This window comes from Microbacterium oleivorans NBRC 103075, assembly GCF_001552475.1.
GTDB lineage: Bacteria > Actinomycetota > Actinomycetes > Actinomycetales > Microbacteriaceae > Microbacterium > Microbacterium oleivorans.
The window spans coordinates 55,246-72,594 of sequence record NZ_BCRG01000013.1; the positions used below are offsets into that span (position 1 = coordinate 55,246).

The window sequence follows — 17,349 nt, forward strand, 5'->3', positions numbered from 1 at the left end:
CCACCATGATCGGACTCTCCATCACCGGCCGGCGCGTCGTCTTCGTCGGCGGTGGCGCTGTCGCCGCCCGGCGCGTGGGACGCTTCCTCGACGAGGGCGCCCTCGTCACCGTCGTCGCCCCCGAGCTCGGCGCCGCGATGCGCGCGCACGTCGACGCCGGGCACGTAGCCTGGGTCGCCCGCACGGCCCGCGAGGCCGATGTGGCGGATGCCTGGTTCGTCCACGCGGCGACCGCGCAGGCATCCGTCGACGCGGCCGTCGCCGCGTGGTGCGAGTCAGCTCGCGTGTTCTGCGTCAACGCGTCCGACGGGGCTCACGGCACCGCCCGGCTGACGGCGGAAACCCGCTCGGGCGACGTCATCGTCGGCGTCGCCTCTGACGCCGGAGTAGACCCGCGTCGGTCTGCCCGGTTGCGCGACGCGATCGGGGCGGCTCTCCGCGACGGGATGCTGCCCCTCCGCCGTCGACGGAAGGCGGCCGGACGCGTCGACCTCGTCGGCGGCGGCCCCGGCCCCGCCGACCTCATGACCGTCCGCGGTCGGCGGTTGCTCGCCGAGGCAGATGTCGTCATCGCCGATCGCCTCGGGCCCACCGATGTGCTGAGCGAGCTCGACCCCGACGTCGAAGTCATCGATGTCGGCAAGGCGCCGGGCCATCACCCCGTGCCGCAGGAGGAGATCAACGCCCTGCTCATCGCGCACGCCCATGCCGGCAAACGCGTCGTCCGCCTGAAAGGCGGCGACCCATTCGTCTTCGGCCGGGGCGGCGAAGAGGTCGCCGCGTGCCTCGCCGCGGGTGTACCCGTCGAGGTCGTGCCAGGACTGACGAGCGTCGTCTCAGTTCCCCAGGCCGCCGGCATCCCCGTCACCCACCGCGGCACCGCCGCGGGCCTTCACGTCACCATCGGTCAGGGTCCGATCACCGCGGCCACGCGCGCCGCCCTCGCGGACGACACGATCACGACCGTCGTCCTTATGGGCGTCGCCGCGCTCCCGAAGCTCGTCGCGGCCGCTCTCGCGGCCGGCGCGCCCGCGCACCGCCCGGTGGCGATCGTCGAGCGGGGGCACACGCCCACGCAGCGGACGACCCGGACGACCCTCGCCGCCGCGGTGAAGGATGCCGCGACCGCCGGAGTGAGCAACCCCGCCGTCATCGTGGTGGGGGACGTCGCCGCCGCGGGACTGCTCCTGCCTGCAGCGACAGCGGCAGCCGCCCCTGTGGGAGGAGGCGATCCCTTCCGGTGACCACCGCCCGCCCCGCCCTCTCCGCCGCGCTCGGCGGCTGCACGATCGTCATCGCCGTCGATCGTCGGTCCGCCGAGCTCGCGTCGGCGCTGGAGCGGCACGGCGCGACCGTACGACACGCCCCGGCTCTGACGATCGTGTCGCACATCGACGACGAGGCTCTAATCACGGCGACGCGGGAGCTCATCGACGATCCGCCGGACATCGTGGTGGCGACGACGGGTGTCGGTTTCCGCGGCTGGATGGAAGCTGCCGATGAAGCAGGACTCCAGGGCGCACTGCACGATGCGCTCGAGGGGGCTCAGATCGTCGCTCGCGGCCCCAAGGCGCGCGGCGCGATCCAGCAGGCGGGCCTCACCGCCGACTGGGTCGCCGAATCCGAGACGTCGGAAGAGCTCGGCGCCTTCCTTCTCGCCGAGGGCGTCGCCGGTCGCCGCGTCGCCGTGCAGCACCACGGCTCCGGATCGGATGGGCTCGACGAGCTGTTCAGCTCCGCCGGCGCCGACGTCGTCAGTCTGACCGTCTACCGGTGGGGCCCGCCGCCGGATGCCGCAGCCGTCGCCCGCTCGGTCGCCCAAACGGCGCACGGCGACGTCGACGCCGTCCTGTTCACCTCCGCGCCCGGTGCCGCCGGGTGGCTCGCCACTGCGCGGCGCGAGGGCGCGCTCGACGAAATCGTCCGCCGCTCGGTCGCGGGAAGCCTCCTCCTCGCCGCCGTCGGACCGATCACGGCAGGACCGCTCGTCGACGCCGGGGCGACACCCCTCATCGCCGAGCGCGGTCGGCTGGGATCGCTCGTCCGCGCCGTCGTCACCCACTTCGGCGGCGGCGGTGCCCCCGCGCTCGACACCACGGCCGGGCGCCTCGAGCTCCGCAGCGGCGCGGCCGTGCTCGACGGCACCCTCCTGCCCCTGTCGCGGACGTCGGCCGCCATTCTCGCGACCCTGTTCGCCGCGGGTGGGGGTGTCGTCGGCCGCACCGAGCTCGCCGCGGTCCTCCCCCGCTCCGGAGCATCCACCGGTGACGGTGCCCACGCCGTCGACGTGGCGATCGCACGCACGCGCGAAGCCCTCGGCATCCCCACCCTCATCCGCACCGTCGTGAAGCGCGGCTACCGCCTCGACGTGACCTTTCCGGAAGGATCCGCGTGACCCCCGTCCTCATCGCCTGCTCGCACGGCACCAGTTCGCTCGACGGCCGCGCCGCCATCTCGGCCGTCGTCGAGAAGGTCCGTCACCTCCTCCCCCACGTCGCCGTCCATGAGGCCTTCGTCGACGTGCAACAACCCGAGATCGACGACGTCGTGCGGTCGACCTCGCCGCGGCCGACCGTCATCGTGCCGCTCCTTCTGTCGACCGGATTCCACACGAAGGTCGACATCGCCCGAGCGGTGACGGATGCAGGGCCCCGCGCGACCGCGACCGTCGCCCTCGGCCCGCATCCCCTCCTGGCCGACCTGCTCGCGGCCCGCCTGCACGACGCCGGACTCGCTCCGGGTGACGCGGTGGTGCTCGCCGCTGCGGGGTCGAGCGACCCAGCGGCATCCGTCGACGTCGCCGGGATGGCCGGCGTGCTGCAGGACCGCATCGCGGCGCCGGTGTCGGTCGGCTTCGCCGCGGGCGCGGGAGTCCGCATCGGCGAGGCGGTGGCGATCGCGCGAGCGAACGGGGCGAGGCGGGTCGTGGCCGCAAGTTACGTCCTCGCGCCGGGATTCTTCGCGGATGTCATCGGGCGGTCCGGCGCCGACCTCGTGACCGCTCCGCTGGCTCCGGACGACGCGGTCGCGGCGGTCGTCGTCGAGCGCTACCTGAATGCCGTGGCGAGCGTCGCCCGCGCAGCCTGAGCCCGGTCAGCCGACCGGCTCGGCAACCTCGTCGGCTCGACGGCCCGCGGTGCGGACGGCACCGATCGACGCGACGATGACGAGGGCGATGCCGAAGAGCTCCACGACGGTGAGGTGTTGCCCGAGCAGCAGGAATCCGGCGAGCGCAGCCGTCGCCGGGGCGAGTGCCATGAGAATCCCGAAGACCGCCGCAGGAAGGCGTCGGAGCGCGATGAGCTCGAGTGCGTAGGGAATGGTCGACGACAGCAGCGCGACGGCGGCGCCGAGCGCGACGAGGTCGATCCGCAGGAGCGCCGCCCCCGCGTTGGCGATTCCGAAGGGCAGGGCGATGACCGCGCCGACCGCCATGGCGAAGGCGAGCCCATCGAGCTTCGGGAAGGCCGCTCCCACCTTGGCCGACGCGAGGATGTAGAACGCCCAGCTGACCGCGGCACCGAGCGCGAAGAGGACGCCCAGGAGGTCCAGCCGGTCGAGGCCGCCGCCGCCCAGCGCGACGACGCCGACGAGTGCGAGGCCCGCCCAGAGCCAGGCCGAGGCCCGCTTGCTCGCGATGATCGAGAGGGTGAGCGGTCCGAGCACCTCGATCGTGACTGTCACCCCGAGGGGGAGCCTCTCGAGCGCGAGGTAGAAGAACCCGTTCATGACGGCGAGCGCGACGCCGAGCTGCACGACGCCGACCCACGAGGCACGACGGTGCCCCCGCCACGACGGGCGGGCGATGAGGCCCAGGACGATCGCCGAGAACACGAGCCGCAGCATCACCATGCCGAGCGGGCCGACCTCGGGGAAGAGGATGACGGCGAGGGAGGCACCCACCTCCTGGCAGCAGAGACCGACGACGACCAGGCCGGTGGCCGTCGTCGACGTGCTGCGGGCGGTCACTCGCCGCAGATGGCGTAGCCGTCGAGCTGCGAGCTGAGGCTGTCAGCGGTCCAGGGGAGGCCGATCTCGGGAGCCGTACGCCCGTCGGCGGCCGGTGCCTTCGATGCCAGCGCCGCGAGCTGCCACGCCAGGAGGCGGGCGACGTTCGCAGAGGCGCGCGAGTCGTTCAGCACGACGACGACCGACATGCCCGTCTCACGATCGGCGAAGGCGGCGACCATGTATCCGGGCAGCGAGCCGTACTGGCCGATGAGGCTGCCGGCCTGGAACGTGCCACCGCCCGTCGTGAACCAGGTCGGCTGCTCGCCGTTCACGGGTCGCGGGTTCTCGAAGCGCTTGTCGGTGTCATACGGTCGCGCGCCGACGGCCAGCGACCGGACATAGGTCGACAGGTCCGAGACGTCGGAGACGACTCCCGCCGATGCCGCCCCGATGCTCGAGGTGAGGTCGGTCATGTCGGTCGGCGCGCTGCAATCGGGCTTCTTGTTCTTGCCCGTGACGAGGTAGGAGCCCTTGAGTCGGTCGCCCCCGCCAACCCCCGCAGGGTACGTGCTGGAGGTCATGTCGAGGGGGTCGAAGACGTACTCGTCGTACAGCTCGGCAAGCGGCTTTCCGGCGGCTCGCTCGAGCACCAGTCCGAGCAGGACGTAGCCGGTGTCGGAATCGCCGTACCGCGCTCCGGGCTCGAAGGCCGCCGGCTGCCCGATGCCATAGGCGACGAGTTCCCGCGGGTTCCACACGCGCTCGGGCGTCGCGCGAACTCGGGAGAAGACCGAACCAAGGTAGCTGTGGAGGCCGCTCGTGCTGTCGCAGAGCTGGCCGAGGGTGACCTTGCTCTGGCCCGGATAGGCATCGAGCCACTCGGTGACGCTGTCGTCGAGCTTCACCGTGCCCTTGTCGACCAGGGCGTAGAGCAGATCGCACGTCATCGGACGCGTGACGTTGACCGCTTTGAACGTCATGGAGGGGTCGACCTTCGGTCCGCCGGCACCAGAAGTCCCGACTCCTGCGACCCACTCGCCCGACCACGGGACCGAGACCGAGACGATCGCGCCGCTGGCGCCGATCGAGGTCATGGCCTTCTCGGTGAGGGCCTGCATCTGCTTCGTCATATCGGACGGGAGCGACCCGTCGACCTGATCGACGCCGATGTTGATCTTCTCAGGCTCGGGCGCACACGCACCGAGACCCATCGCGAGGCCGAGCGCCGTCACTGCAGCGACCACTCGTCTGGACACCCGTCCTGCCACGCGCAGATCACCCCCGTCTTCCGTTTCAACGATTACAACACACCGGTTCGCACCTCCCCGTCACCCACGGCGCGGGTGACGGATCCGGCGGCTCATCCGGCGTTCTGCGCGGCCCGCACCCCGGCCATGAAACGCCGCACGTCACGGTCGACCAGGATGTCGGCGGGCCGGAGAGGCCGCGAAAGGTACAGCCCGTCGAGCGTCGTCAGCCGCGACAGCGCGACGTACGTCTGCCCCGGCGCGAAGGCACCGTGGCCGAGGTCGATGATCGCGCGGTCGTAGGTCTTGCCCTGCGACTTGTGGATCGTGACCGCCCACGCCAGTCGCAGCGGGAACTGCGTGTACTCCGCGACGATCTCGCGGGTCAGCTTGCGGGTGGCCGGATCGTACGCGTAGCGGAACTTCTCCCACACGGTCGGCTCGACGTCGTGCTCCTCGCCGTCGAGCTCGACGCGCACGGTCCCCCCGGCGATGCGGCATACGGTCCCGATCGAGCCGTTCACCCAGCGCGGACCGTCGCCGCCGAACCCGCCGATGTCGTTGCGGAGGAACATGACCTGGGCGCCGACCTTGAGCTGCAGCTCCTGATCGGCGGGATATGAGGCGTCGCCGCGACCGAAGTCACCGCTGATCTCCGCTCGCGCCGTCTGAGCGGGCCCGGGAAGCGCGTCGAGGTGACGCTGGTTGATTCTCGACACGATGTCATTGCGGGTCGCAAGGGTGATGATCGGCACCTCGCCGACGGCCGGCTCGGGCGGTTTCCGCGCGCCGGCGGTGTTCAGCGCCTCCGCGATGTCGGCGGTCACGATCCCGTGGCGCACCGCGTTGAGCATCGTCTTGAACGAATCGTCGGACTGCCGGTGGATGTTGCGGAGCTCGGCGATGTGCAGCGGAGCGCCGACGCGGCCGAGATCGAGCAGCCCGTCGGAGCGGATGGCACCGGCATCTGCTCGGGGACCCGACCACACCTGCGCGTCGAAGAACCAGAACGAGCGGTAGTGGTCCTGGATGTAGCGCAGCTCGTCGCCGCGGGGCGGGACGGGCGAGAGCTGGTACGGGTCGCCGAACATGACGACCTGCACGCCGCCGAATGCCTCGGCGCGCTTGCGACGGGCCTGGCGGAGCGAGCGGTCGATGGCATCCATCACGTCGGCGTTCACCATCGAGACCTCGTCGATGATGAGCGTGTCGATCGCATTGAGGATCTTGCGCGTCGCCTCGGTCTGCTCGATCTCGCTGTCGGCGATCAGTCCGATCGGAAGCTTGAACAGCGAGTGGATCGTCTGGCCCTCGACGTTGAGCGCCGCGACTCCCGTGGGTGCGCAGACGGCGATCTGCTTCTCGGTGTTCCAGGAGAGGTGCTGCAGGAGAGTGGACTTGCCGGTTCCCGCGCGACCGGTCACGAACACGTGCTCGCGGGTGTCTTCGATGAGACGGAAGAGCGCGTCCTGTTCGGGAGACAGGGGCGGCAGGGTCACCGGAACCATGCTAGCTACCAGCCGAGCTTTCCTAGACTGAGCGTGTGGAACACGATGGGGGCGATGTGACGGCAGAAGCCCCTGTCGCGCGCACCCGCACCGCGACCGTCGCCGGTCCGCGGCGCCGACGGAAGCTCGCGGCCGATCTGGCGGCGCTGAGTGTGGTCGGCATCCTCCTCGTCGGTGCGATCGGTGCGACCTCCGCGGTGCTCTACCGCCAGCTCTACAGCCCGACCGCGTTCGTCCTGGACTACCTGCACCTGCTCGCCGACGGCCGCGCGACCGACGCGCTCCTCGTCCCCGGGGTGTCGGCGTCGTCGAAGACCCTCGCCGCCGCCGACCTGCCGGAGGACGCGAGCGGAGCCCTCCTCCGCAGCAGCACCCTGACGCCCCTGTCCGACGTCGAGCCGGTGTCGGAGAAGACGGATGCCGACGGCACGACCACTGTGACGGTGACGTATCGCGTCGGCGGTCACGCCGGCGCGACCTCGTTCCAGGTGGAGCGCGACGCGCAGGACGACGGGATCCTTCCCCGCTGGCGTTTCGCGAAGAGCCCGCTCGCCGTCATCGAGCTCGCCGTCAAGGGATCGATGCAGTTCGAGGTGAACGGCTTCTCGGTCGACAAGCGTCAAGTGTCCCCCGACGGCAACGAGGCCGATCCGCTCGACCCGATCCCGATGCTGGCCTTTTCTCCGGGGCTGTACTCGATCAAGGTCGACACCGCCGCGACCACGAGTCCCGGGGTCGCCGTACTCTCGGACACCCCGCTTGCCGAGATCCCCGTTTCGTTCCAAGCCGAGCCGACGGACAAGTTCATCGGGGTCGTGCAGAAGCAGGTCGATGGCTTCCTGGCGCAGTGCGCGACGCAGAAGGTGCTGCAGCCGACGGGATGCCCCTTCGGCTACTACGTGCGCAACCGCATCGTCGAGCCGCCGAACTGGAAGATCGAAGAGAACCCTGTCGTCACCCTCGAACCCGACGGCGCCGGCTGGGCGATCACCCGCACGCAGGCCGTCGCGAAGATCGAGGTGCAGATCCGGTCGATCTTCGACGGATCGGTCTACAACGTGACCGAGCTGGTGCCGTTCTTCCTCACGGGCAAGATCACGATCCTGCCCGACGGAACCGCGTCGATCGCGGTCTCGGCCGCAGACTGATCGGATTCAGCGCGCTGCGTGGCGCTCGGCATCCCGTTCGTCACGGGCGGCGATCTCGGCCAACCGCGCGTTGTACGCCTCGAGTTCCGCGTCGCCACTGCGATCGGCCTGACGGTCGCCGCTGCGCTGACTGCGCTCGTCGGAACGGTTCCACTGCACGGCCACGACGATCGCGAGGATGAGCGTCGGGATCTCACCGATGGACCACGCGATGCCGCCGCCGGTGTACTGGTCGGAGAGGGGATCGAGACCCCACTCGCGACCCATCGACCCGAACCACTCTGCGACGAACAGTCCCGACGACATCATGATCGCAATGCCGAAGAAGGCGTGCATCGCCATGACGCCGATGAGGGTCAGCAGGCGGCCGGCGTGCGGCAGACGGTACGGCACCGGGTCGATGCCGACGAGCGACAGCACGAAGAGGTACCCGACGGTGAGGAAATGCACCACCATCCACTCGTGGCCGAGGTGCTCGTAGAGCGTCCAGCGGAAGAGGTCGGTGTAGTAGAACGCCCAGAGCGACACGATGAACAGTGCTGCTGCGACGAGCGGGTGCGTGATGATCTTCGCGTAAGGGCTGTGCACTGCCCAGAGAATCCACTCCCGGCCCCCGCGCGTACCGTCGTCGCGCTTGCGGATCGCGCGCGACGCGAGCGTCACGGGAGCGCCGAAGACGAGGCACATCGGAATCGCCATCGAGAGCAGCATGTGGCCCACCATGTGCATGCTGAACAGGTAGTCCTGGTACGCGTTCACCGGTCCGCAGGTGACGTAGAACAGCAGCGCGAGACCGATGCCCCAGAAGATCGTCCGCCCGACGGGCCATGCGTCGCCGCGTCGAACGAGGCGGCGGACGCCGGCGAAGTAGAAGAACAGGCCGAACCCGACGGCGAACGCCCAGATGAGATCGATGTCCCACGAGGTGACGAAGCGGTCGAGGGTCAGTTCGGGCGGCAGAGCGGACCCTGTCAGCACCTCGGCCGGTGTCCGGTCGAGCGGGAGTGTGGTGTCGACGGGAGGTGGCGTCAGCGAAAGGGCGACAGCCGCGCCCGAGGCGATGCCCATGAACACGACCTCGACGGCGACGAGGGTCCAGAACCGGGCCGAGACGGCGGTCTCACGGATGCCCGCGATCAGGCGACGGCGATAGACGGCACCGAGCACTCCCATCGCCAGAAGGGCGACGACCTTCACCATGAGGAGAGCGCCGTACGCCGAGAAGAGGTTCTGGAACGTCAGGATGCCGACGGCCGCCCGCGCGATGCCCGACAGGGTCACGACGACGAAGGCGGCGAGCGCGATGCTGGAGTACCTCTGCAGGACGTTCGCGACCTTGCCGCGGTCGAGGAGCGGCCGCAGCAGGATCATGAGCAGGAGGCCGCCCAGCCACGCAGCCGCGGCGATGATGTGGAGCGCGAGCGACGTGACCGCGATGTTGTGGTTGGCCTCGCTGCCGGTGTGACCGGCGGTCGCCATCGGCACCATCGCGGCGATGGCGAGGATCGCCACGAAAAGGGTCGCCAGCCACCCGCGTACGGCGAAGGCGAGGACGGTGAGCGCGGCGCCCGCAACGGTCGTCATGAGCCAGGCGCGGCCGGGGTCGGTGTCGACGAGGAAACGCCCGAGCTGTTCGCCGAACGCGGCGTCGGCACTCGGTTGCGCGTTCAGGACTTTGAGGAAGGTGAGGTACGCCGTGGTGCCCGCGGAGACGGTGAGGATCGCGGCGCCGGCGGATGCGGCATCCAGTGCAAGATCGAATTCCTTCGACCCGGACGCGAGCGCGAACAGCGCCAGGACGAGCGAGCCGACGAGCAGAGCCGCCGACAGGTTCACCGTGAGTTCGGCGACCGGCAGGACCCACCGGACGACGGGACCGGGGTCGCCGATCACGAGGGGTTTCGCTCCCCCGCCGTAGGCCAGTCCCAGGAGCAGGGCGACGAGACCGGCGCCCGCGAGGATCGCCGGCCCGGCGAAGCGGAGAGCGCGCGGATTCACCCCTTCAGCCTACGCGCGGGCAGGTGGGGGAACGCCGAAGGGGGATGCCTCGCGGCATCCCCCTTCGTACGACTGCAGCGTCTTACTTGACGGCAGCCTTCAGCTTCGAGCCGGCGCTGACCTTGACGCGCTTGCCGGCGGGGATGTTGATCTCGGCACCCGTCTGCGGGTTGCGGCCGGTGCGAGCGGAGGTCTCAACCTGCTCGAACGCGATCCAGCCCGGGATCGAGACCTTCTCGCCCTTGGCGACAGCCTCGGACACGGACGCGAACAGGCCGTCGACGACGCGCGAGACGGTGGCCTGGCTTTCGCCGGTGGCGCTGGCGATGCTGGCGACGAGTTCGGTCTTGGTGATGGCCATGGTGCTCCTCCAGACGGCGGATCGCCGTCTTCAGTTACTCGGACCGACGGGATGACCGTCGGTTGGTCGTTGCGACCGGTCCCGAATATACCCACGAACCGCGTTTTTCCGCGGATCTTCGGCCACCTGAGCCGTAATCCACCGGCGTGTCGCGTGTCTCGAGTGACTTTTGGGGCAGATGAGGCCCTTTCGGCCGGATTCCGCGTAATTCCGCGGAGGGGGTTGCTTTCGCCGCCCGTTCTCCGGATGAACCCCGTGCGCGGCACCGGGTCGGGCTGTCCGGAGACCATCCGTCCGGAGAACGGGCTCAGCCACGGGCGAAGCGATCGGCCGCCGCCGAGGCGATCGCGACGGCGCCGGGACCGCCGTGCCCCTCGTCCTCGAGGATGTGCAGCTCGCTCCCCGGCCAGGCGCGGTGCAGGCGCCACGGGGTGACGGCAGGGCCGCTGACGTCGAGCCGGCCGTGGATGAGGACGCCCGGGATGCCGACGAGCCGGTCCATCCGCTCGAGGATGGGCGCGTCGAGGAAGCAGTCCTGTGACCAGTAGTGGGTGACGAGGGTGGCGAAGTTCGCCCGCATCCGCTCGTCGTCGTGGAGGGGGCCGGGACCTGCCCAGGGCGAGAGCGCGATGTGCGCGGACTCCCAGGCGTCCCACGCGTCCGCGGCCCGGGCGCGGACTGCCGGATCGGGGTCGCGCAGCATCCGCGCGTAGGCCTCGACCACCCGCTCCCCCGGCGGGACCAGCGCGGCGAGCTCCGCCCACGCCTCGGGGAAGATGCGGCCGACACCCTCGGTGATCCAGTCGATCTCGTCGCTGGCTCCCGAGGTGACGGCGAGGAGGATGACCTCGGTCACCCGCTCGGGGTGCGCCTGCGCGTACGCGAGGGCGAGGGTCGATCCCCACGAGACGCCGTAGACGAGCCAGCGGTCGATGCCGAGGTGCTCACGGAGCGCCTCGATGTCGGCGATGAGCGCACCGGTCGTGTTGGTGTCGAGGTGCTCGAGGTCGTCGATCGCCCAGGGGGTGCTGGCGCCGCATCCGCGCTGGTCGAACCCGACGATCCGGTACCGCTCGGGGTCGAACACGCGCCGGTAGCCGCCCGGCCCGAGGCCGCCGCCGGGCCCGCCGTGGAGGTACAGCGCGCCGCGACCCGCGTCGGATCCGGACACCTCCCAGTGGAGGCGGGCGCCGTGGGGGCGGTCCAACATTCCGGACGCGTGGGGCTCGATCGGGGGATGCACGCGGGGCACGCTACCAGCCGGGTGCGGCGCGGCATCCGTGCGCCGGATTCGGAGATCAGAGCCGGATTCGGATGCGGCACCGGTTGCTCATCCGAATCGGAGGCACATCTCCGAATCTACGACGTGGGTCAGAGCCGGCGGAGGGCGGCGACGACCTCGTCCTCCCAGCGGCGGGCCGCGGGAAGCGCGCCGACGTAGATCGGGGTGTCGTGGGTCACACCGAGGTAGCGCGTGGCGCTCGCGTCGACGCCCGCCTCTCGGAGCTTTTTGGCATAGGTCGCGCCGTCGCGGCGGAGCGGGTCGTACTCGGCCGTCAAGACCACCGCCGGCGGCAAGCCCGCGTGCGAGGCGGCGCGCATGGGCGACGCGTACTGCTCGTGCGCGCGACTCCGGTCGCCGAGGTACGTGCGGGCGACGGAGCGGAGCTCCCGCAGCGCGACGAGGGCCGGGATGCCGAGGGCGTACGTCGCGCGCAGGTCGATCCACCGCCCGGTGAGGTCGGTGACGGGCACCTCGAGAATCTGCAGGGTCGCCTGTCGCGTACCGCGATCGCGGTTGAGGAGGGTGAGGGATGCCGCGAGGCATCCCCCCGCCGACGCACCGTTGAGGCCGATCCGATCCGGATCGATGCCGAGCTCGGCGGCGTGCGCGTGGAGCCATACCCACGCGGCGTGCGCCTGCTCGATCTGCGTCGGGTACCGGTGCTCGGGCGCGAGCGAGTAGCCCACGGCGACCAGCACGACGCCTGAGCGGTCGGCGCGACGGCGGCAGGAGGCATCTGCCGTCGGGTAGTCGATGCCGCCGATGCGGAACGCTCCGCCACCGATCACGAGGCACGCGGGGGCGGGTATCGGCGCGGTCGCGGGACGGTAGATGCGAAGGCGGACGTCGGGATGGCCGTCGACCGGCACCGTGACGTCGGTGGTCTCCATGTCGGGACCCGGGATGCCGGCTGTGCGCAGCTCCATGCGGTCCCAGTTGAGCGCCGCTCGGCGGTGGCGCTCGCGCGGTGTCAGCGCCTTCTTCCCCGAAGCCGAGGCCGATGCCGTGGCTGCCGGCTTCTCGGGGCGGAACCGCGCGGTGAGGTCCTGCCACGCCTTCTTCGCCAGGTAGCGGCGGTGCGTCCGCAGACGCTCACGGAAGAACGGATCCAGCGGCATGGGCCTCCCCCTCGTCGGTTCGAGCGTATCCCCGCCGGGAACGACGAAGCCCCCGTCCGAGGACGGGGGCTTCGCACGAGTGCTGAGTGCTTACCAGCTCGACTTGGTCACGCCGGGCAGCTCGCCACGGTGTGCCATCTCGCGGAAGCGGACACGCGAGATGCCGAACTTCGACAGGTGGCCGCGGGGGCGTCCGTCGATGGCGTCGCGGTTGCGCAGGCGAACCGGCGACGCGTTGCGGGGAAGCTTCTGCAGGCCGACACGAGCGGCCTCGCGGGCCTCGTCGGTCGCGTTCGGGTCCACGAGGGTCTTCTTCAGCTCGGCACGCTTCTCGGCGTAACGGGCGACGATGACCTCGCGCTGGTTGTTGCGCGCGATCTTGCTCTTCTTCGCCATGCGATCAGCGCTCCTCTCGGAATTCGACGTGCTTGCGGATCACCGGGTCGTACTTCTTGAGCACGATGCGGTCGGGGTTGTTGCGGCGGTTCTTGCGCGTCACGTAGGTGTACCCCGTGCCGGCGGTCGAGCGCAGCTTGATGATCGGACGTACGTCCTGAGCCTTCTTGGCCATTAGAGCTTCACACCCTTCGCAAGGAGGTCCTTCACGACCGACTCGATGCCACGGGCGTCGATGACCTTGATGCCCTTAGCCGAGACGTTCAGCGTGATCTTGCGACCAAGCGAAGCGACGAAGTAGGTCTTCTTCTGCACGTTCGGGTCGAAGCGGCGCTTCGTCCGGCGGTGCGAGTGCGAGATGTTGTGACCGAAGCCGGGAACAGCTCCAGTCACCTGGCACACTGCTGCCATAGTGATTTCTCCTTAGTACCGTGACACCGGACGGTGCCACCCAAGATCCCTTGTCTGCACCCCGCGCCCGGACACGGCTGTAGGCCGTCTTCTGAGAGCGGGATGCGAACTGCGTGCTGGAGTGCGCGCAGACGAAGAGTCAGTCTAGCACGGCCGGGCGTGTCGGCTTGACTCAGCCGGCATCCGACACTGCCGCCACGACCTCGTCGTAGGTCGCCTCGGGGTCGTCCATGAGGCGCGCGGTCACCGCTGCGTGCGCCCGCGTGTACGGACCGCCCGTCGCGAGCGCCCACTCGACCTGCGGACGGCCGGGCTCGCCGATCGTCGCGAAGGCCTCGCTCAGGCTCCGCCGGGTGTCGTCCTCGCCGCGCGCGAACTGCGTCGCCAGGGTCGTCGCGAGAGCGGATGCCTCGCCTGCCGGCACGTGCCGAGCTGCGGTGCGCCACGCAACGCGCGCGACGGAGTCGTCGGCATCCGTCAGCAGTTCGCTCGTGATCGCGGGCCAGACGCGCGGTCCACCGATCTTCGACATCGTGTGCAGCGCCTGCGCGCGGATCTGCGCCCCGCGGGAGCGGAGTTCAGCGATGAGCTGGTCGAGGACCTCGTCGGCGTCGTGGCGGGTCAGCGCCCACGTCAGCATCTCGCGGACGAGGAACTGCGGCTCGATGCGGCACTGGGCGACGAGCACCGGGACGTACTCCGGCTGCGGGTAGGTGCCGGCCGTCATCGCCGCCTGCACGCGCGACGATGGGTCGAGCGAGGTGAGCGCCGCCTCGAGGCGGTCTGCGGCAGAAGTCTCGGTCACGGTCACCTCACGGGGTCAGGGGGGATGCGGCATCCCACATCTTCGGCAACGTCAGGGCCCGTGCGGGTGTTCCCGAGCCGGCGCCCGAGCGGATATCGGCGCTCCCGCGGACGAATGCGCCCGCCATCCCCGCGCGCACGCAGATCCCCGCGCGCACGCAGATCTCCGCGCGCACGCGACCTCAGCCGGCGGCGTCCTGCGCGCCGCGGCCCCAGCGGAAAGCCGATACCGTCGGGTCGCCCGGGATCCAGAAGCGCCACGGGAAGGCATCCGTCCCGGCGACCCCCGCTACGCCGACGCGGGGCCCTGTCGCTATCTCGGCCAGCGGCTCCGCGGGCAGAAACAGCCGCGCACTCGCGCCCGCCCGCTCCTCCCCCGTGATCGCATCGATGCCGTCGTGGACGGGATGCCGGAGCCCCACCGCTTCGCCGAGGCGTCCCGGTCCGCGGGCCAGGTCGCGCGCGGTGCGCGCGGCGGGCCGGCGGATGTGCGCGGCATCCGCACCTTCGACGATCTCGCCGCCGCGCAGCAGGATTCCGCCCGCCACGCCCTCGGGACCGCACACGACGTTGACGCACGAGTGGATGCCGTGGCTCAAGTACACGTACAGATGCCCGGGCTCGCCCCACATCGTCGCGTTGCGGGCGGTCTGCCCCATCCGCGCGTGCGAACCGGGGTCGGCCAGGGGGCCCGTGCCCTGCCCGTGATAGGCCTCGACCTCGGTGATCCGGACGGCGACGACGCCGTCCGTGGTCGTCACCCGCAGCTCACCGCCCAGCAGCGTCGGCGCCACCTCGGCGGGCAGGCCGGCCAGCGCCTCCCGCGTCGCCGGACGGGGCGCGGTCACAATGACGGCGCCTTCCGACACCACGCCACGTCGAAGCCGTCGATGGTCGTGATCTGCTTCCCGTCGAGCCCGTAGATCCGGGTTTCGAGCTTCTTCGGCAGGGGCAGCGTGTACCCGTCGTAGGGGTTGTCGACGACGTCGGGCGCGACGACGAGGGCGGCGTACCGACCGCTCGGCGACACGCACGTCTGCAGGAGGCCGTCCGCCGGGTCGACCTGCGCGACGACGCTCGTCGTGCCGGCGGCATCCACCCGCGTGACGGCCGTCGCGAGAGGCGTCATCCCGTCGAACGGGGTGAGGGCGCGGAGCGTCGACCCGTCGGACAGCGCCAGGACCGATCCGGTCTGGCCGAGCTCCGCGGGAGTCGGCGGCGGGGCCTTCTCCTTCGCCGAGGCGAGGTCGATGACCGCCGGCCCGTCGATGCGCTCGATGTACGCGGTCGTGCCCGAGATGTCGTCGATGCCCGCGGCGTTCCCGAGCTCGACGGGAGGGGCGCCCGCCGACGAGACGAGGCTCAGCGCACCGTCGAAGGTCAGCATGAGGATGGTGTCGGTCCCGGGCACGAAACGCCAGTCCTCGACGCGCGGGTCCGCGCCGGTCACCTTGATCTCGGCGGGCTTCGCGGCCGGATCGGCCGTCGACCCGGTGAAGAGGAGACTCTCACGACCACCGGATGCCGAGATGTCGGCATCCGTGAAGGTGTAGCCGATCGTGTTGCCGCGCTCCGCGCTCTGCAGGTTCGTCACGACACCCTTGCCGGGCAGAGCGAGCTCCTGCGGTCCCGACCCATCGGTGCGGGTGACGATCAAGTGCGAGACGCCGTCCTTGAGCGTCGAGACCACGAGGTGCGCCGCCGTCGCACGGAAGTCCTCGATGTGCTCGTTCTCGAAGACGGGCTCGTTGTCGCCGTCGAGACCGACTCGGTAGATCTTGTCGCCGCCGGAACTCCGCTCCAGGACGTACGAGTGGAGCTTCGGCGTCGAGAACGACTCCTCGACCGTCGAGGTCGGCCCCCCGCCGAGACCCGCCAGCCGGTCGATGCGGATCGAGTAGGTCGTCTGGTCCCACAGCGGATCGGTGAAGCGGATGCCGACGCTGCGCCCCGAAGTATCGACGGTGAACTTCGCCGCCGGCGTGACGGTGACCTGTGCGGCATCCACCTTCTTCAGCGACTGCGTCGTCTCCAAGATGAGCCGGGAGCCGGACGAGCTGACAGCCGCCGCGACATCGGACTGCACGGAAGTGACGCGCGGTCCCTGCAGCGTCGTCACGACACCGCCCGCGAGCGCCACCACGCCCAGCACCGCCACCACCGCGAGCACGCGCACCGAGAAGCCGCGCGCCTTCCGCCGTTGGCGTTGGGCCCGCCGCCCGTCAGAACTCATACGGGTCCTTGGGCTGGGCGACGGGCTTCACCGAGGCTGCCTTGACCTCGAGCTGGCCGTTCACGTCGCGGATCGTCCCCGTCACGGTGACCCACTGGCCGTTGCTCGGAACGTCGTCGGCCGCGATGGGCAAGCTCGCGGGCTGCGCGTCGATGACGCAGTGCGTGATGATGAGCCGCGTCAGGTCGAACCCGCCCTTGCCGGGTGCGACGAAGCCCGTCAGCGAGATCTCGGTGCCGTCGAAGAGTTCGGGGTCGGTGGCCGTGGCGAACACGCTCGCCCAGTCGCCGATCCCGAACGAGGCGGTGTCGCCCGTGATGGCGAGTGCGACCGTGTCGGAGCCTTGGAAGAGCGGTGCTGCTCCGGTCGTGCGCGAGGCCGCGAGCTCCGCCGAGAGGGTCGCCGGCGGCACGACGAGCATGGTCCCGGCGACGCCGAGGGCGAGCACACCGCCCGCGATGGTCGCGGCGGTGCCGACGAGCTGACGCGGGCTCCGCGGCGCGTGATGGTGGGGGTCGTGGTCTTCGGTGCGGGAGTGCGCGTGCTCTCGTTGCGAGCGGCGCGAGCCGGCGGCATCCGCGGCGGATTCGGAGATGTGCGCCGGATTCGGATCGAAAGTGGCGCTCGGGTCCGAATCCGCAGAGGATCTCCGAATCCCCGGCGCGGCGGGTGCCGGGGCATCGCCGTGATCGTGGCCGTGGTCCTCCGCCGCGCCCAGCGGCAGCAGAAAGCTCAGGACCGAGCCGACGAGCGCGAGAACGGCCATCGACACCGCGAACCACGACGACTCCGGGTTGATGTAGAGGCTCAGCCGGTCGGTCAGCGCGAGGGCGATGGTCAGGGCGGCGATGGATGCCACGGCCCCGACGCCCAGCATCCGGAACCACAC

Annotated in this window: 18 protein-coding genes; 4 read left to right on the forward strand and 14 right to left on the reverse strand. The window is 70.6% G+C overall.

Annotation, left to right across the window (positions count from 1 at the left end):
- Positions 1–5: 5 nt before the first annotated feature.
- From cobA to MO1_RS12590, 3 genes are read left to right on the forward strand one after another with little or no spacing between them, the layout of a single operon-like run.
- The gene (cobA, locus tag MO1_RS12580; protein ID WP_235186111.1) at positions 6–1,244 is read left to right on the forward strand and encodes a uroporphyrinogen-III C-methyltransferase; all 1,239 of its coding nucleotides are present in this window, start codon (positions 6–8) and stop codon (positions 1,242–1,244) included.
- Positions 1,241–2,395 (forward strand): uroporphyrinogen-III synthase, encoded by a 1,155-nt coding sequence (locus MO1_RS12585; protein WP_036311533.1) that lies wholly within the window; start codon positions 1,241–1,243, stop codon positions 2,393–2,395. Before cobA ends, MO1_RS12585 begins: the two co-directional genes overlap by 4 nt.
- A complete protein-coding gene (locus tag MO1_RS12590) occupies positions 2,392–3,087 on the forward strand; it encodes a sirohydrochlorin chelatase (RefSeq protein WP_036311528.1) in 696 nt (231 codons plus the stop codon). The genes MO1_RS12585 and MO1_RS12590 overlap by 4 nt, the downstream gene beginning before the upstream one ends.
- Positions 3,088–3,093: 6 nt before the next feature.
- Here MO1_RS12590 and MO1_RS12595 read toward each other — a convergent pair whose 3' ends face one another.
- From MO1_RS12595 to MO1_RS12605, 3 genes are all read right to left on the reverse strand, one after another.
- Positions 3,094–3,969 (reverse strand): EamA family transporter, encoded by an 876-nt coding sequence (locus MO1_RS12595; protein WP_036311526.1) that lies wholly within the window; start codon positions 3,967–3,969, stop codon positions 3,094–3,096.
- Positions 3,966–5,219: a serine hydrolase domain-containing protein gene (locus tag MO1_RS12600; RefSeq protein WP_255209272.1), complete on the reverse strand. Its 1,254-nt coding sequence runs from the start codon at positions 5,217–5,219 to the stop codon at positions 3,966–3,968. Before MO1_RS12600 ends, MO1_RS12595 begins: the two co-directional genes overlap by 4 nt.
- A gap of 92 nt (positions 5,220–5,311) precedes the next feature.
- A complete protein-coding gene (locus MO1_RS12605) occupies positions 5,312–6,706 on the reverse strand; it encodes an ATP-dependent DNA helicase (protein WP_060916204.1) in 1,395 nt (464 codons plus the stop codon).
- Positions 6,707–6,741: 35 nt separating this feature from the next.
- On the opposite strand from MO1_RS12605, the gene MO1_RS12610 reads away from it, so the two are divergent.
- Positions 6,742–7,854 carry a hypothetical protein gene (locus MO1_RS12610; RefSeq protein WP_060916205.1) on the forward strand — a complete coding sequence of 371 codons (1,113 nt, stop codon included), beginning with the start codon at positions 6,742–6,744 and terminating at the stop codon, positions 7,852–7,854.
- 6 nt (positions 7,855–7,860) lie between these two features.
- On the opposite strand, the gene MO1_RS12615 is transcribed toward MO1_RS12610, so the two are convergent.
- The 11 genes from MO1_RS12615 to MO1_RS12665 form a co-directional block, all read right to left on the reverse strand.
- Entirely contained in the window at positions 7,861–9,852 is a 1,992-nt protein-coding gene (locus MO1_RS12615) for a bifunctional copper resistance protein CopD/cytochrome c oxidase assembly protein (protein ID WP_060916206.1), read from the reverse strand.
- Between the two features lie 82 nt (positions 9,853–9,934).
- Positions 9,935–10,213: an HU family DNA-binding protein gene (locus MO1_RS12620; protein ID WP_018187642.1), complete on the reverse strand. Its 279-nt coding sequence runs from the start codon at positions 10,211–10,213 to the stop codon at positions 9,935–9,937.
- Between the two features lie 307 nt (positions 10,214–10,520).
- Entirely contained in the window at positions 10,521–11,465 is a 945-nt protein-coding gene (gene pip / locus MO1_RS12625) for a prolyl aminopeptidase (protein WP_157526435.1), read from the reverse strand.
- Between the two features lie 119 nt (positions 11,466–11,584).
- Positions 11,585–12,616: an alpha/beta hydrolase gene (locus MO1_RS12630; RefSeq protein WP_060916208.1), complete on the reverse strand. Its 1,032-nt coding sequence runs from the start codon at positions 12,614–12,616 to the stop codon at positions 11,585–11,587.
- Between the two features lie 90 nt (positions 12,617–12,706).
- A complete protein-coding gene (rpsN, locus tag MO1_RS12635) occupies positions 12,707–13,012 on the reverse strand; it encodes a 30S ribosomal protein S14 (protein WP_018187657.1) in 306 nt (101 codons plus the stop codon).
- A 4-nt stretch (positions 13,013–13,016) separates the two neighbouring features.
- Positions 13,017–13,187: a 50S ribosomal protein L33 gene (gene rpmG / locus MO1_RS12640; protein WP_005051772.1), complete on the reverse strand. Its 171-nt coding sequence runs from the start codon at positions 13,185–13,187 to the stop codon at positions 13,017–13,019.
- Positions 13,187–13,423: a 50S ribosomal protein L28 gene (gene rpmB / locus MO1_RS12645; RefSeq protein ID WP_036311509.1), complete on the reverse strand. Its 237-nt coding sequence runs from the start codon at positions 13,421–13,423 to the stop codon at positions 13,187–13,189. Before rpmB ends, rpmG begins: the two co-directional genes overlap by 1 nt.
- A 172-nt stretch (positions 13,424–13,595) precedes the next feature.
- Entirely contained in the window at positions 13,596–14,228 is a 633-nt protein-coding gene (locus MO1_RS12650) for a HEAT repeat domain-containing protein (protein ID WP_036311730.1), read from the reverse strand.
- Positions 14,229–14,409: 181 nt separating this feature from the next.
- The gene (locus tag MO1_RS12655; protein ID WP_235186096.1) at positions 14,410–15,075 is read right to left on the reverse strand and encodes a DNA-3-methyladenine glycosylase; all 666 of its coding nucleotides are present in this window, start codon (positions 15,073–15,075) and stop codon (positions 14,410–14,412) included.
- A complete protein-coding gene (locus MO1_RS12660; RefSeq protein WP_255209273.1) occupies positions 15,072–16,460 on the reverse strand; it encodes a hypothetical protein in 1,389 nt (462 codons plus the stop codon). The genes MO1_RS12655 and MO1_RS12660 overlap by 4 nt, the downstream gene beginning before the upstream one ends.
- Positions 16,450–17,349 (reverse strand): TIGR03943 family putative permease subunit, encoded by a 900-nt coding sequence (locus MO1_RS12665; protein ID WP_060916210.1) that lies wholly within the window; start codon positions 17,347–17,349, stop codon positions 16,450–16,452. The genes MO1_RS12660 and MO1_RS12665 overlap by 11 nt, the downstream gene beginning before the upstream one ends.

Excerpts from the sequence above, each read along its gene's own strand:
- cobA (WP_235186111.1), top strand. The coding sequence starts at position 6 with ATGATCGGACTCTCCATCACCGGCCGGCGCGTCGTCTTCGTCGGCGGT.
- MO1_RS12605 (WP_060916204.1), bottom strand. The coding sequence starts at position 6,706 with ATGGTTCCGGTGACCCTGCCGCCCCTGTCTCCCGAACAGGACGCGCTC.
- MO1_RS12620 (WP_018187642.1), bottom strand. The coding sequence starts at position 10,213 with ATGGCCATCACCAAGACCGAACTCGTCGCCAGCATCGCCAGCGCCACC.
- MO1_RS12630 (WP_060916208.1), bottom strand. The coding sequence starts at position 12,616 with ATGCCGCTGGATCCGTTCTTCCGTGAGCGTCTGCGGACGCACCGCCGC.
- rpsN (WP_018187657.1), bottom strand. The coding sequence starts at position 13,012 with ATGGCGAAGAAGAGCAAGATCGCGCGCAACAACCAGCGCGAGGTCATC.
- rpmG (WP_005051772.1), bottom strand. The coding sequence starts at position 13,187 with ATGGCCAAGAAGGCTCAGGACGTACGTCCGATCATCAAGCTGCGCTCG.
- rpmB (WP_036311509.1), bottom strand. The coding sequence starts at position 13,423 with ATGGCAGCAGTGTGCCAGGTGACTGGAGCTGTTCCCGGCTTCGGTCAC.
- MO1_RS12660 (WP_255209273.1), bottom strand. The coding sequence starts at position 16,460 with ATGAGTTCTGACGGGCGGCGGGCCCAACGCCAACGGCGGAAGGCGCGC.